At 51.1% G+C, this 15,252-nt stretch carries 10 protein-coding genes; 3 read left to right on the top strand and 7 right to left on the bottom strand.

Annotated elements, in window-relative coordinates:
* Positions 1 to 162: 162 nt before the first annotated feature.
* From JNE38_RS13775 to JNE38_RS13755, 5 genes are all read right to left on the bottom strand, one after another.
* Positions 163 to 1,023 carry a YitT family protein gene (locus JNE38_RS13775; protein WP_428993704.1) on the bottom strand — a complete coding sequence of 287 codons (861 nt, stop codon included), beginning with the start codon at positions 1,021 to 1,023 and terminating at the stop codon, positions 163 to 165.
* A gap of 184 nt (positions 1,024 to 1,207) precedes the next feature.
* A complete protein-coding gene (locus JNE38_RS13770) occupies positions 1,208 to 1,468 on the bottom strand; it encodes an HPr family phosphocarrier protein (protein WP_203357058.1) in 261 nt (86 codons plus the stop codon).
* A gap of 23 nt (positions 1,469 to 1,491) precedes the next feature.
* The gene (locus JNE38_RS13765) at positions 1,492 to 3,387 is read right to left on the bottom strand and encodes a PTS fructose transporter subunit IIABC (protein WP_203357057.1); all 1,896 of its coding nucleotides are present in this window, start codon (positions 3,385 to 3,387) and stop codon (positions 1,492 to 1,494) included.
* 18 nt (positions 3,388 to 3,405) lie between these two features.
* A complete protein-coding gene (gene pfkB, locus JNE38_RS13760; protein ID WP_203357056.1) occupies positions 3,406 to 4,317 on the bottom strand; it encodes a 1-phosphofructokinase in 912 nt (303 codons plus the stop codon).
* Positions 4,314 to 5,069, bottom strand: a complete 756-nt coding sequence (locus tag JNE38_RS13755) for a DeoR/GlpR family DNA-binding transcription regulator (RefSeq protein ID WP_203357055.1) — start codon at positions 5,067 to 5,069, stop codon at positions 4,314 to 4,316. The genes pfkB and JNE38_RS13755 overlap by 4 nt, the downstream gene beginning before the upstream one ends.
* Positions 5,070 to 5,275: 206 nt before the next feature.
* On the opposite strand from JNE38_RS13755, the gene JNE38_RS13750 reads away from it, so the two are divergent.
* The 3 genes from JNE38_RS13750 (at position 5,276) to JNE38_RS13740 (ending at position 10,848) form a co-directional block, all read left to right on the top strand.
* A complete protein-coding gene (locus tag JNE38_RS13750; protein ID WP_203357054.1) occupies positions 5,276 to 6,316 on the top strand; it encodes a DUF4855 domain-containing protein in 1,041 nt (346 codons plus the stop codon).
* Positions 6,317 to 6,394: 78 nt separating this feature from the next.
* Positions 6,395 to 7,996 carry an SWIM zinc finger family protein gene (locus tag JNE38_RS13745; RefSeq protein WP_203357053.1) on the top strand — a complete coding sequence of 534 codons (1,602 nt, stop codon included), beginning with the start codon at positions 6,395 to 6,397 and terminating at the stop codon, positions 7,994 to 7,996.
* Positions 7,993 to 10,848, top strand: a complete 2,856-nt coding sequence (locus JNE38_RS13740) for a DEAD/DEAH box helicase (protein ID WP_203357052.1) — start codon at positions 7,993 to 7,995, stop codon at positions 10,846 to 10,848. The genes JNE38_RS13745 and JNE38_RS13740 overlap by 4 nt, the downstream gene beginning before the upstream one ends.
* 181 nt (positions 10,849 to 11,029) lie before the next feature.
* Here the strand turns inward: JNE38_RS13740 and JNE38_RS13735 are convergent, their stop codons facing one another.
* Both JNE38_RS13735 and JNE38_RS13730 read right to left on the bottom strand, forming a co-directional pair.
* Positions 11,030 to 13,318, bottom strand: coding sequence for an EAL domain-containing protein (locus JNE38_RS13735; protein ID WP_238933652.1), 2,289 nt, complete (start codon positions 13,316 to 13,318; stop codon positions 11,030 to 11,032).
* 186 nt (positions 13,319 to 13,504) lie between these two features.
* Complete coding sequence (locus JNE38_RS13730) at positions 13,505 to 15,247, bottom strand: ABC transporter ATP-binding protein (protein WP_203357051.1); 1,743 nt, start codon at positions 15,245 to 15,247, stop codon at positions 13,505 to 13,507.
* Positions 15,248 to 15,252 lie beyond the last annotated feature (5 nt).

The raw sequence follows: 15,252 nt of genomic DNA, 5'->3' as shown, positions 1-15,252 counted from the left end.
CGAATTTCGGAACTTCAGTTTCATTTTTGATAGATTTATCATAAGTTCATAAAGCTTAAAAATCAACAATGGATTTACAAGGTTCTGAAAAAACAATCACCTCGCATTACCCTTGCATGCAGAAAGAGTTTCCGTAGCAAGGGTTTTCTGTATGAAAGGGCATTAATGAATGTTTTTCTTTTTAAAACGTCCCCCTGAAACATCGTGAATGTGGCCAATCGCCAAGAACGCTGAGGGGTCGATTTCCTCGACGATGGACTTCAGCTTGGCTTCCTCCAGGCGGGTGATGACGCAGAATATCACTTTTTTGTCTTCACCGGAATATCCGCCTTCTCCGCTCAAATAGGTAATGCCTCTGCCCAATCGCGCCGCAAGCGCATCCCCGATCTCGTCCGGAAAGTCGCTGATGATGTAGACGGAACGTGACTGCTCGAGACCAATCATCGTCAGATCGATCATTTTGTAGGCAATGTAGTAAGCGATCAACGAGTACATCGCCCGATCCCAGCCAAAAATGAAGCCCGCGCTGGCCAGGATGAAGATGTTGAAGAACATGACCACTTCCCCAACGGAAAACGGGCTTTTTTTCGTGAGCAAAATCGCTACGATCTCCGTGCCGTCCAGCGACCCCCCTGCCCGGATCACCAGGCCAACGCCGATCCCCACGATAATGCCACCGAAAACCGCTGACAGCAGCAGGTCGTGAGTCAGGCTGGGAACAGGCAGCAGCAGTGCGGTGCCGACAGACATGACCGCGACGCCAAATAAGGTGGAGATGGCGAACGTTTTGCCGATTTGTTTGTACCCGATTAGCAAAAAGGGCAGGTTCAATACGAATAAAAACAGGCCGAGATGGAGCCCTGTCAAATGGGACAGCATGATCGACAGACCCGTTATTCCACCGTCGATGATGTGATTGGGAACCAGGAATATTTCCAGTCCTACGGAGACGAGCAATGCGCCGATTACAATGATGAACGCTCTCGAAATGATGCGTTTCTTTTTTGATTTTTTGTGGGCCATTTTTACCATCCTTCCCCTCTTTCCATAGTTTCATCATTCCCAGCCCATACCAAAAAAATAGCCAACCCGTTCACTGACTGGTTGGCTGGATCGTATTTTCCCTCTGCTTCGGAGTTGTACATATGAAAATAACCGCTGGCTTCCGTGAAGACCAGCGGCATTTCCCTCGTGTGTTGAACTTCGCTTACCCGTGTACCTGAGTGAGGACTTTTCCCAACTCCTCCAGCGCTTCCTCTTCGCGGTCACCGGTCACTTCCAGGATGATTTCATCGTTTTTCGCTGCACCCAGAGCCATCACACCCATGATGCTTTTTCCATTTACCTTCTTGCTTCCTTTGATGACCTGCACCTCGCACGGGAACGATGCTGCTTTTTGTACAAACAAGGACGCCGGGCGGGCATGCAAGCCTGTTGGATTTTGAATGACGAATGTTTTTGCTACCATAGCTCTTCACTCCTGTTTCGTTATCATTCTGAAATGTCTTTTTTCAGCAGCCTCAGCATCAGAGCTGTGACCACGGTTCCTGCGAGGATCGAAACGATATACATCCCGACATTGCCTACGACCGGCAGGACGAATAATCCACCGTGGGGAGCAGGCAAGGTGCATCCGAAATACATGGACAAGCCACCTGCTACGGCTGAACCGATCATGATCGATGGAATGACGCGGGTCGGATCCGCTGCCGCAAACGGGATCGCTCCCTCGGTAATGAAGGATGCTCCGAGCACGTATGCCGTTTTGCCTGCCTGACGCTCTTCGTCTGTGAATTTTTTCTTGAACAACGTGGTAGCCAGTGCAAGTCCCAATGGCGGAGTCATCCCAGCTGCCATGATCGCAGCGTGCGGAGTATAGCTTCCTTCCGCAATCATTGCGATGCCAAAGGTGAAGGCTGCTTTATTCAGCGGGCCGCCCATGTCAAAGGACATCATCGCCCCGAGCACCAGTCCGAGCAGCACCGCATTGCCGGAATTCATGTTTTTCAGCCAGTCGCCCAGTGCTCCATTGATGGCGGCCACAGGACCCGATACGACGTAAATCATGATGAAACCAGTGATCAAAATGCCGAATAGCGGGTACAACAGCATCGGCTTGATGCCTTCCAGCGAAACCGGCAATCTGGAAAATGCCTTGCGCAGCAGAACCACGACGTAGCCTGCCAAAAAGCCGGCAATCAAACCGCCCAAGAAGCCTGCTCCTGCCGATGTCGCCAGCATCCCTCCCACCATACCCGGCGCAAAGGCTGGTCGATCCGCAATGCTCATTGCGATAAAGCCTGCCAATACCGGGATCATCAGGGCAAAGGCACTGCCCCCGCCGATATCCATCAGAATTTTGGCAAATGGATGGAAGGACGGATCATTGGGATCAGACGCCTTGATGCCGAACATAAAGCTCAATGCGATGATAATTCCTCCGCCGACGACGAACGGCAGCATGTTCGAGACGCCATTCATCAGATGTTTATAGAAGTAAGACTCTCGTTTCTGGCTTTTGCTGCCTCCTGACTGACCGCTGTTTTTTGCCTGATAAGTCGGTCCATCCTGGTTGAGCGCGCGCGTCAGCAGGCCTTCCGGATCGCGAATCCCTTCCGCTACGCGCACCTCGATCACCGTTTTGCCTGCGAATCGGTCCATTTCCACCTGCTTGTCCGCAGCCACGATGACAGCGGTCGCTTCGGCGATATCCTGTTCGGTCAGCTTGTTTTTTACCCCACCTGAACCATTCGTCTCGACCTTGAGCGCGATGCCCAGCTCACCAGCTTTTTTCTTGAGGGCGTCCGCAGCCATGTACGTATGGGCGATACCTGTCGGGCATGCCGTGACGGCAACGATTTTGGCTGCCGATCCAAAATCTGCTCTTTCCACCTCGATACTTTCATCCTCGCCGTTCATTTCCCGCTCTTTTTTCGTGAGGAGTTCGAGCACCTGCTCTTTTGTCGTGGCCGTCATCAATTGCTGGCGGACGGCATCATCCATCAGCATTTGAGAAAGCAAGGCGAGTGTTTCCAAGTGAGCCTGATTGGCGTCTTCGGTAGCCGCAATCATGAAGAACAGATGTGCTTTTTGCTGATCGAGAGAATCAAAGTCGACCCCTTCCGGTGACAATCCAAAGCAAATGCTCGGCTGCTTCACTGCGCCAGTCTTTGCGTGGGGAATGGCAATTCCCTCGCCGATTCCCGTCGAGCCTTGTGCTTCGCGCGCCAAAATGGATGACTTCATGCCTTCCTTGCTATTCAATCGACCGGCTTGATCCAAACGGTCAATCAATTCGTCCAATACCGCATCCTTTGTCGTCGCAGTCAATGGAATAACGATGGTGTCGGCCTTCAGAAGGTCTGCGATCCGAATTTGATTTTGCATAATGAGTGATGCCCCCTCTCATAGCTCTGTAATCGAGATTGTTGGTAGAAACGCTTGGATCTTCTCGGGTGTGCAGAATCCTTCCGAGATGGCGGTCGTACTACCAGCTGCAACCGCATAACGAAAGGCTTCTTTTTCGCCCTGACCGCGTGTATACGCATACAAGAAACCGGCAACCATAGAATCGCCTGCTCCAATCGAATTGACGAGCTGCTGTCTGGGGAACTGAGCTAAAAGAGCAGTTGTACGATTGACAAAAACGGCTCCATCCCCTGCCATGGAGACAATAGCGTTGGACGCACCCATCTCCAATGCCCGCCTCCCATAGAGAACAGCGTCTTCCGGCGTCGTTACCGAGACTCCGAACAAATCTCCCAATTCATGATGGTTCGGTTTGATCAAAAACGGCTTTTCTGCCAGCGCATTGCCCAGCGCCGTTCCCTTTGCATCCAAAATGACATGGACGCCAATCTCATTCATCCGCTGCATGATCAATCTGTAAATATCTGCTGGCAAGCTTTCCGGAACGCTTCCCGCAAGCACGAGAAAATCATTGCGCTCCAGCTGATCGAGTTGGTCCAGCAGCTGTTTTAAGGCCTCTTTGGGAATGTGCGGGGAAACTCCGCTAAGATCCGTCTCCCGCTCTGCCTTGATCTTGATGTTCACGCGCGAATCTTCAGAAATGGGGATGAAACGGTGTTTTATCCCTTCCTGCTCGAGCTGCTGCCGGATAAAGGAGCCTGTGAAGCCTCCTACAAATCCCAATGCAACACTCGCGCTCCCCAGATTGTGCAAGACCTTGGAGACATTGATCCCTTTGCCGCCGGCAGCCTTCCACTCTTTTTGTGCCTGGTGGATGGCGCCCTCCGTCATCGTCTCGATCCACACGTGATAGTCGATGGACGGGTTCAAGGTTACTGTGTAGATCATGCTCTCACCACTTTTATTGTCGTTAATTTGCCGTACGCTACCTGGTCATCCGCCCCCAGCCCATCGTCTGTGACGACGGTCACATGGGAGAAGTCCCCCATTTTGGCAAAGGTCACTCGATTGAATTTGTATGAATCGGCAAGGACAAAGCGTCTGTCCGAATACTGCAAAGCCAGTTGCTTCACGTAGGCTTCGTCCGGGTCGGGAGTCGTCAGCCCATGGGTGAGATCGATTCCATTTGTGCCGATAAAGCATTTGTCAAATCGATACTGTCCAATCGATTTGATCGCATCCCGCCCAACCAGTGACCATGTAGCCGCTTTCAATTCACCACCAAGAAGAAATGTCTTGATGTTTCGCTTGATCAGCTGAATCCCGATGTCCGGACTGTTCGTGACCACCACGATATTCTCGTATGGCAAAAAGGGAACCATGCGCGAGGTCGTCGAGCCTGCGTCGATAAAGATCGAGTCCCGTTCGCTCACCAGGCTTGCGGCATATTTGGCGATAGCCGTCTTCTCCCGCTCGTATTTGACCGATTTTTCCAGCATCGTCGGTTCTTCTATCTTGTTTTGCAGGGAGGATGCTCCTCCGTGTACACGTTTCAGAAGGGACTGCTCTTCCAGTTCACTCAGGTCACGACGGATCGTGGACTCTGAGGCCCCTGTCATTTCAACCAGTTCATTGATGCGAACCGTATCTCTCTCTTTGAGCAAGGATAAAATGAGTTGATGGCGCTCAGGAGTTAGCATGGTTACCTCCTCTTTGTGCTTCTTGTCCCTGATTATATCGCAGGCACCTTTCATAAACAATCATTTTCGTTCAAAATCAGTCATAAACCTTCCATAAACATTCAACATCATCCAGCTTGCACTTCAGGAGCACGGATAGTCCAAGCCGTTTTTTCATATACATGAAGGATGATAGCTCCAATCCTCGGGGAAAGCGGTGGTGATCCGTGTCTCCATATCCTTCTTTGAGCAAAGGACAGATCGATCAGCTGTTTCTCGCCTATACGGGTTACAGCATTGGTACGGATGGTACGCCTCACTATCAGTTTTGGGAGCCTACTGATTTTCTTCCACTCCTGACACATACGGATGAAGTCACCGGCTGCGTGGACGGAACGATGTTTACCGATTTTTTGTTTCTCGCACTGGGAATCTTGAATGAATCCGGCGAAGGCCGATTCCTGCCTCGTAACGAGAAAGCCCCCGCCAATTGGAACGAATGGGTGCGGTACCAAAACGAGCTTTTTTTGTGCGATCGGAACCTCGATGCACTGTGTCAGGCAGTTCAAAGATCCTCTCTTTCTTCCACGAACGTCTGGATCGCTCTCCCCTATCCCAATCCTCAAATCTTTCCGAGTGATCACCTTCGCATCCGGGCTGTCGTCGAGTGGATTTGCCTGTTCCTAGAAAATTGGTCAAACCGTCCATTGAAATGCTGCCTGAATCTAAAAGGCTTCTATTGGCTGCAAGAGAGCCTGTACGAGTATGGAGGCGCATTCGATGACCGTTTTGTCATGACTGAGGTGAATCGGGAAATCCATGCTTGCAAAGAAAACGGGGTTCCCCTGCAGTCGATCTGGATTCCCTATCAGCTGGCGAACGGATGGAACGAATGGCGATCCTTGGGCTTTGACCTCGCCTTTCTGCAGCCCAATGCGTACTTCAATCCCCAACGCAGCATCAGTCAAGCCGCGGCATCTGCCTATGAGAACGACATGGGAGTCATGATCGAGTTCGACTTGGCCGTCACATATGATCAAGCGAAGCGCGAGAAATTGCTCGAGTATTTACGCCTGGGGGCAACAGGCGGAACGGATGCACAAGGACGGTATTTTGGGCCCTACGGATACGAATCCCCTCTCGCGTGGTATACAGGAGGCTGGTTCTTTGGCAAAAACGGCAGAAAACAGGCTATGGTCAGTCTGTACCAGTCAAAAGATCCTCTCTACGACGTGATTTTCCGATATCTCAATGGAATTACGGAGTAGTTGCGCTCTTCCTTTTTCCATTCCCCGCTGTTTGGGTTATAATGGAGGGATGACACTTCGTGCGGAGGATCTGACCAAATGTTGCAAAGAGAACTGACTCGGGAACAAGCGGTGCAGGCGGGAGAACAGCTCCTTGTTTTTGCGGAAGGATCGGTGATGGAGCGCGGCTACTCCTATTTTTCAGATGGCGTGGTCTTCAACACCCGTGTAGAAAAAGGAACATTGCTGACGAGTGACGTCCAAGGGTCGCAGGTATATCGCGTCGTCTTGGATCTGGAAGACGTCCAGAACAGTACGTGCACTTGCCCTTACACCCGACTGTGCAAGCACATTGCAGCTACCTTCTTTCAAATGTACAGCGTATTTGAGAACCCTCGCCAATACATGTCCCGAGCGCAGCAGCCGAGACGCGCGAGATTCTCTCCCGCCATGCTCGTGCCCGCTTATAAAAACCTGGCATTGCCAAGCCCGCAAGAAGGTGCGGCCGTACAATCTCCACTAAAGCCAGACAGTCCTGTTCAGGATTGGTGGTCCTTTTTTGAGAGCTGGACCCGTAATTTGCCCTCCGCGATGGAGACGTACCGGGCGTCCTCCGAGCTTTTGTCGAGTTATCAAAACGTACTCGGAGTTGCAGCTGCATGGCCGCCCGAACGCGCGCAGCTCTTTGCGGTACATGCCAACGTGTTTCATCTGTTAAAGCTGCAGGAATTTGTCAAAACGAACCGGCAATCCTATTGGTTCCAAGATTTGTCCCAGACTGCAGAGAGACTCCTCGAGCAGCTGGAAGCGACCCTTTTCTACATGGATGACGCCAGGCTCCGCGATCAGCATCCAGAATTGCTGGAACAAACCCTTCTGACCGTCAAAAGGATGAAGGGAACTGAGTCCTCAGCTCTCTATTGGACATTTGCCTATCAACTGCTCTGGTGGAGCTTGCTTCAGGTAGACGAATGGATTCAGTCAGAAATCGAGGATCTCGACCGTTTGATGCGCGATCCTGACGCTGCATCTTCAGCGAAAGACGTCTATCGTCTGTTGCGTGCCCACTTTTATGTCATGGAAGAGAAAGACGAGGCGGCTATTCGCATTTGGAGCTCGAATCAGCGACTCTCTCTCTCTTTCTACCTTCCATATTTGAAAATGTTTGCTCGCAACGAAAAGTGGTCTCGCTTCCTGGCTTGGACGGATGCTCTTCACTCGTTGATCGGTCAGGCAGATCCGCAAAATTACCAGCTCGTCGCGGCGATTTGGCAAGAGGCTATGGAGAGAGAAGGACGAGGCGAAGAATGCGGAGCTGGACTGAAACAGTTCCTGCCAAGCAGCTTCCACGAATACGCAACGTATTTGTATGAGCAAAAACAATTTCGCCAATGGATGGACTTGCAAATGTCTTATCAGGTTCCTTTGACGGATGTTCTCACGGCTCCACTCAAAGAATTGGAAGAGACACATCCCGCGCTGACCTTCCCGCTCTACGTCCGTGAAGTGAATCGACTGATCGCAGAGCGAAACCGTCCCGCATACAAGGAAGCGATCAAGCTGCTGAAGAAAATTCGTACGGCTTACAGCAAAGCGAACCAAGAATCTCGTTGGGAGCGCTACGTGGATCAATTGGGTGCCAAGCATAACCGATTGCGTGCTTTCCAGGAGGAGCTAAGGAGAGGAAATCTATATTTATGACCACTGTCACAACGCTGGGTTTAGCTGCGGAAATATTGGCAGACGGACGCTTTTTGATCACCGGAACGGGCACGCACGGAGAAATGGTGGATCCGGAGAAGCTGGCAGGAGTGCTGTTTGCCTGGGATGAAAAATCGTTCTACGGGACATTCCTGGAGAAATCCGAGCAAGGATTGCTCCTGAGCCCCTCCGAAGCCCTTTCCTTTTTTGCCACTCCTGCCTGGCTCGAGCACATGGTATACAAGACGGATCATTCGTTTTCCAGCTATCAGGAAACAGCGAATGCCATTCACAAAGCGTTGGCATCCGGACGCATATCCCCGGATTTTTCCCAATGGAAGGCTGGACACTATGGCTGGAAGCTGATCGATACGCCTGACGACTATCCCCCGTTTGGAAACAGATGGCTATCGCTCGCATTGGAGGAGACGCTGTTTTCCAAAAGCGAGGTCGGACTCGCTTGGGATCAGTTGTTGACTCAGTACCCTGCCCTGACCGTCATGGGTGGGGATTTGTCGCCTCATATGGAGGAACGCGAATGGCTGCAAACGATCGGTTGGCTCCCCGACCTCACCCCGTTTCGGACCTGTTTGCGCCTGATCGAGGCTGAGGACAGCTATGGGGAATGGCTGCTTTCCGTCTACTTGCAGGATCGTGAAGAAACGGACCGCCTCTTTCTCATGGAGCAAGATCTGGACACCCCACATGGCTACTCATCGTCTGGCATACCGGCTGACTGGCTGGAGCATTGGGATCGCTTCCTGCATGATATCCACAAATGCCGTGACATATTGCCTTGGGAAGAGTCGGAAAAGAGCGGGATCTTGCGGGCTCATCTCACAAATGAACAAGCCTGGACGTTCTTGACTGCAAGCAGTTTATTGCTCGTACAAGCCGGCATCCACGTCTTTTTACCGGCATGGTGGGAACAGGTCAGACGGGTCAAGCCGAAGCTGAAAGCGAAGGTCACCTCCTCTGTCGGAGCGAGCCGGCAGTCGTATTTGGGAATCTCGCAACTCATGGATTTCGAGTGGAAGCTTGCACTCGGCCCCGTCGAGCTCAGTGAAGATGAATTCCAACAGTTGATTATGCAGAAGCAGCGACTGCTTAAAATCCGCGGGCATTGGGTGCAGCTGACCCCTGATCTGTTCTTGCAGCTGCAGGAGACCCTGAAAAAATCGAGAGGGAAAAATGCGCTGACCTTGCGTGATGTCATGAAGATGCATTTGACTGCACCCGCTGAATTGGAGGATGAGCCGGAAGAGGATTACGATCAGGAGTCCTATCCCCTTTCCGTCGAAGTGGAGTTGAATCAGCATTTGCTGCAGCTGATGCATCAACTGCAAGAAACGAAGGAAGTTCCCGTTCTTGCGCAGCCGCCGGCGTTTCAGGGGACGCTGCGCAAATATCAGCTGGAAGGAAGCTCATGGCTGTTCTTCCTCCGCCGATTCGGTCTCGGAGCTTGCCTGGCGGATGACATGGGGCTAGGGAAAACGGTCCAATTCATCACATATTTACTCCACTTGAAGCAGGAAGGAGGCGGGGACTCCCCCTCGCTACTGATCTGCCCGACTTCTGTCATCGGAAACTGGCAGAAGGAGCTGGAACGATTCGCTCCCTCGCTCAAGGTATTTATTCATTACGGAAATGCGCGGCAACGGAAGGAGGATTTCCTCCCTGCCATCGCCGGAGCGGATCTGGTCATCACGTCATACGCCTTGTCTCATTTGGATGAGGAAGAGCTATCGATGGTGACGTGGAATACGATCTGTCTGGATGAAGCGCAAAACATCAAAAACGCCTACACCAAGCAAGCCTCTGCTGTGCGAGATTTGAATGCTTGGCATCGGATCGCCTTGACTGGTACACCGATCGAAAACCGTTTGAGCGAGCTATGGTCGATTTTTGATTTCTTGAATCCTGGCTATTTAGGAAGCCTCGGCGAATTCGCGAGACGGTATGTGCAGCCTATCGAGCGGGATCAGGATCAGAGTCTGATCCAGCAAGTCCAACGCCTGATTCAGCCGTTCTTGCTCCGGCGTGTGAAGACGGACCCGCATATTCAGCTGGATCTTCCTGAAAAGAATGAAGCCAAGGAATACGTGCCTCTCACCGCAGAGCAGGGAGCGCTCTATGAAACTGCCATTCAGGAGATGTTCGCCCGCATGGAAAACACGAGTCCAATGGAACGGCGCGGACTCATCCTCACGACGCTTTCGAGACTCAAGCAGCTCTGTGATCATCCCGCCTTGTTCCTCGGCGAGAGCATGGCCAGAGATGAGGCGAGCCGATCCCACAAGCTGGAGCGTCTGCTGGAATTAATCAGCGATATCCGGCAAAAAGGAGAGCGCTGCCTGATCTTCACCCAGTACATCGAGATGGGCAATATGCTTCAGCGCGTACTGATTCGGGAAGGATACGGACCTGTCTTTTTCTTGAATGGTTCAACCAAAAAGGAAGCGAGAGATGACATGATCTCACGCTTCCAGAACGAGAGCTTGCCCGATCAAGAACGCGGCGCCATCTTTATCCTCTCCTTGCGTGCTGGCGGCACCGGCCTGAATTTGACCGAGGCCAATCACGTCGTTCACTTCGACCGCTGGTGGAATCCCGCTGTCGAGAATCAAGCGACCGACCGTGCTCACCGAATCGGACAAAGCAAGAACGTCCAGGTGTATAAATTTATCTCTCTCGGAACCATTGAAGAACGAATCGATGAAATGATGGAAAGAAAACTGACGCTGAGTCAACAGATCGTCGGAAGCGGCGAGTCGTGGATAACCGAACTCTCTACCAACGAGCTGCGGGAGCTGTTTGCCCTTCGACGTGACTGGCTCGACACGAAAGGATAGACGACACCGTGGGTCAAAACGAGGAAAAATCCAATTCTCCCATCCCTGAGCAGATCCCAGAGCTCCCTCCCAAACTTCCGGATGCCTGGCTGCGCCTTCTTGACGCCATCCGCCGACACTATGGAAAGTCTCCCGAGTAATAAGGTGGAAAGCTGAGTTTCTCTGTATAACAAAGGTCCGATCAAGTAGCTGATCGGACCTTTTCCAATGGAAAAACCACTTCTACTGTAGTGCCTTTCTCGGGCTCGCTGGTAAAATGGAGATAGCCTCCGTGATACTCCATGATCTTGTAGCTGATCATGAGTCCCAAACCAGTCCCTTTCTCCTTTGTGCTGTAAAAGGGTTCCCCGAGCCGTTTGATCCGCTCTTCAGACATGCCACAGCCCTGATCCACGATCTGAATCTTCACCTTGTCGTGTTCTTCCGGGATCACTTTGATGTGAACAGTCCCCCCGTTTGGCATGGCATTGACTGAATTGGACAGCAGATTGTCAAAAAGCTGGCGAATTTGGCTTGGGTCGCACCAGATTTGCAGGTCTAGTGCTGTTCCGGGATGGAGTTTGAACGTATGGTTCGTGCATGATTCCCGCAAAGGTGCTATCGCGTCTTCCAGCATCTTCCCAATGGCTACCCTCTCATAGATAGCTGAACGCTGTTGGGTCAAAAACACAAATTCACGCAGAATGTTCTCCAACTGCTGAAACTCAGCCAGCATGATATCAAAATATTCCTGCTTTCCTTGATCATGTCTCAAGAGCTGGACGAAGCCTTTTATGGAAGTCACCGGATTTCTGATTTCATGAGCCACTCCTGCCGCCAGGTGTCCAACCGCTGCCAGCTTGTCGATCTTCCGCAAAAACTCCTCTGCATGGACTTGCGCGGTGATATTTCGGATGATCAGGATGATTTGCTGGACCTCGCCTTGATTGTCAATCACCGGAGTGCCTTTTGCTTCGAGAATGACGTCGGTGCCATTTCGATGCACACTGGAAAACGTGAGTTGCGTGGGAAGCTTTTCCTCCATCATCTTCTGCACGGCGTGCTGTACCTTTTCTTTCTCTTTGGGGAGGATGAACTGCAGCATTTGCCGATCCTGCAGCTCCTCAGGCAGGACACCCAAAACCGTTGTAACAGCCGGTGACGTGTAGGTGATGCTCCCCGCTCGATTGAGCACAACAATGATATCCGACATGTTTTCTGCAATCAGACGGTATTTTGCTTCGCTCGCTCGCAGCGCTTCTACCGTTTTTTTCAAATCGGTAATATCCACACAGGAAGCCAGTACTTCTTTGACTTTTCCGCTCTGGTAAATGGGGCGCAGCGCTGCCAGATAATAGACGCCGTTCACGCAGCCTTCGTAGTTGACGTTTTCTTCTCCGTTCCATGCACGTTCATAGAAACTCGTTTTTCTCTCTGCCTCGGCAGAATCCAAAAACGCGGACAGTTCCCTGCCCAAAACTTGCTCGGCATTCAGCCCCATCCTGTACATAAGCTCGCCTTCGCACAGTGTATGGATATACCGTTCATCTATCTTTGTAAACTTGAACGTCATTCCCTGTTGATTCTTCAACGCTTCACTCAGTTCGATCCGCGCTTGGGAGTGGACCTCCTTTTTCCAGAGCTGCTTGATCTGATCCGGCCCCATCCCGATCGCTGGCACAATCTCCTGTACGCGCGAAAAATGATCTGTCAGTTCCCCAGCTGAAATTGGCCTGCATATCAAGTGCCCTTGCGCAGCATCACACAGATTTTGCTGGAGAAACAAAAGCTGCTCCCTCGTCTCTACCCCTTCTGCTACGACTTGGAGGCGCAGATTTTTTGCCATTCCGATGATCGTCTTCACGACCGACTCCTCTTTTTCATCCTCCAAGCATTGCTCCACGAACGATTGGTCAATTTTCAGCTTATCGATCGGAAAACGCTTTAGGTAGTTCAGGGAGCTGTATCCTTTTCCGAAATCATCCACACTGATTGAGATACCGATTCGCTTGAGCTGAAACAGAATATCAATCGTGCGGACTGCATCCATCGCCATCTTTTCGGTAATTTCCAATTCCAAATATTTCGGTTCTAGCCCGCTGTCCAGCAGCGCTTGTTCAACCGCCCGTACGAGATCTCCATGAAGCAAAGGGAATGCGGAAATATTGACCGAGACTACGAAAGGTGGAAGACCTTGATCTTGCCATTGCTTGTTTTGCTTGCAAGCCGTATGCAAAATCCACTCTTCAACCGAAGAGAGTGCTCCCCCTTTTTCTGCACAGGTAAAAAAGTCTTTCGGCAGCAGCACGCCTTTTTCTGGATGATTCCAGCGCAGCAGGGCTTCTGCTCCCGTTACTTTTCCGGACTTCAAGTCGACCATAGGTTGATAGTGGAGGAATAGCTCGTGACGTATGAGAGCACTCAATAGGCTGCTTTCCCATTCATCCGGTTCTGTTACCTCATTCATTCGGTACCAAGGCTGCATACTCATCACTTCCTCCGATCTAAGTTGCATTCGACATATAAAAAATTCTTAATTTTGGTAATTCGGGTCTCCTATTTACTTTATAAGATGACTGATGGCCTGTCCAGTTTTTCGATGACACCATAACTCTGCCCTTGTCCATTCAAAATGAAAACGGCTCGACCAATTGTCCGAGCCGCTCATGATATGTTATTACCTAGAGAAAGCCGTCTGTTCAGCGTAGGTACCGAATTGGGCCTGATACAATCGGCTGTAGATTCCCCCCTGCATCAGCAGCTCGTCGTGGCTGCCTTGTTCCGCAATGCCCTCTTCTGTGACGACCATGATGCGGTCCGCGTTTTTAATCGTGGCCAAACGGTGGGCGATGACCAGCGTGGTACGTCCATAGGACAGCTCTGCCAGTGACTGCTGAATGGCCTGTTCTGTTTCCGTATCCAGAGCAGAAGTCGCTTCATCCAAAATGAGAATCGGTGGGTTTTTCAAGAACATGCGCGCAATCGCCAGCCGCTGTTTTTGCCCCCCGGACAGCTTGACGCCCCTCTCCCCGATTATCGTCTCCAGCCCATCCTGCTGCGCCTTTATGAAGTCCTCCAGTTTCGCTCTCCGCGCAGCATCCCAGATCTCCTCTTCCGTCGCCGTTTGGTTCCCGTAGGTGATATTCTCGCGGATCGTCCCCGAAAAAAGGAATACATCCTGTTGAACAATCCCGATTTGGCTGCGCAATGACGACAGCTTGATGTGGCGAATATCGAAGCCGTCGATCGTAATGCTTCCACTGTCGATTTCATAAAAACGCGGCAGCAGGCTGCAAAGCGTGGTTTTTCCAGCACCGGAAGGTCCCACAAATGCAATGGTCTCTCCAGCCCGAATTTTCAAATCTATGTGCTGCAAAATGTTCGATTCACGGTCATAGCTGAATGTCACACCCTGATATTCGATATCTCCCCGCAGCTTTTCTACCGCAATGGCACCCGGAGCGTCAGCAATATCCGGTACGGTATCCAATATTTCTACATAGCGGCGGAAACCTGCAATCCCTTTTGGATAGCTTTCGATGATCGCGTTGATTTTTTCCATCGGACGGAAGAAGACGTTCGTCAAAAGCAGGAAAGCGACGAATTCTCCATAAGTCAATTGGTTTTGCAGGACAAACCAGCTTCCGCAAATCAAGACAAACAACGTCACAAGACGCATCATCATATAGCTTACCGAAGAGTTTTGAGCCATGATTTTGTAGGACAAAAGCTTGGTAAGCCGAAAGCGGAGATTATTTTCAGCAAAGCGGCCATTTTCGAATTCTTCATTTGCGAAAGCTTGGACGACACGAATCCCGCCGACATTGTCTTCCACCCGAGCATTAAACTCAGCCATGTCACCGTACATTCGATGAAACGCCGCCGTCATTTTCCGGTTGAAGTAAATGACCGCCCAGATCATGATTGGGATTACCAGGAATGTCATGATGGCCATTTCTTCATTGATGCTGAACATCAGGCAGAATGCGCCGACCAATGTCATGACGGCGATGAACAGGTCTTCCGGTCCATGGTGTGCGACCTCGCCTATTTCCATCAAATCGTTCGTCAATCTGGATAGAAGATGGCCCGTCTTCGTGTTGTCAAAAAAGCGGAAGGAAAGCTTTTGAATGTGGTCGTACAGTTTTTTTCGCATGTCTGTCTCAATATTGATCCCTAGCATGTGTCCCCAGTACGTGACCACGTAGTTCATCCCTGCATTGAGGATGTACATCACGAGAAGTCCAAAACATGCCCATAGGATCAATGGCCAGTCTTTGCTCGGCAGCAACTGGTCCACAACCATGTTGACCGCGAGCGGAAATCCCAGCTCCAGCAAAGCAGCGAGGATCGCACATGTAAAATCAAGCAGAAATAATCCTTTGTAAGGTTGATAATAGGAAAAAAAACGACGAAGCATGTCCA

This window comes from Brevibacillus choshinensis, assembly GCF_016811915.1.
Classification (GTDB): domain Bacteria; phylum Bacillota; class Bacilli; order Brevibacillales; family Brevibacillaceae; genus Brevibacillus; species Brevibacillus choshinensis_A.
Note: the sequence above shows the minus strand (reverse complement) of the source record. Positions and strands in the feature narration are given on the sequence as shown.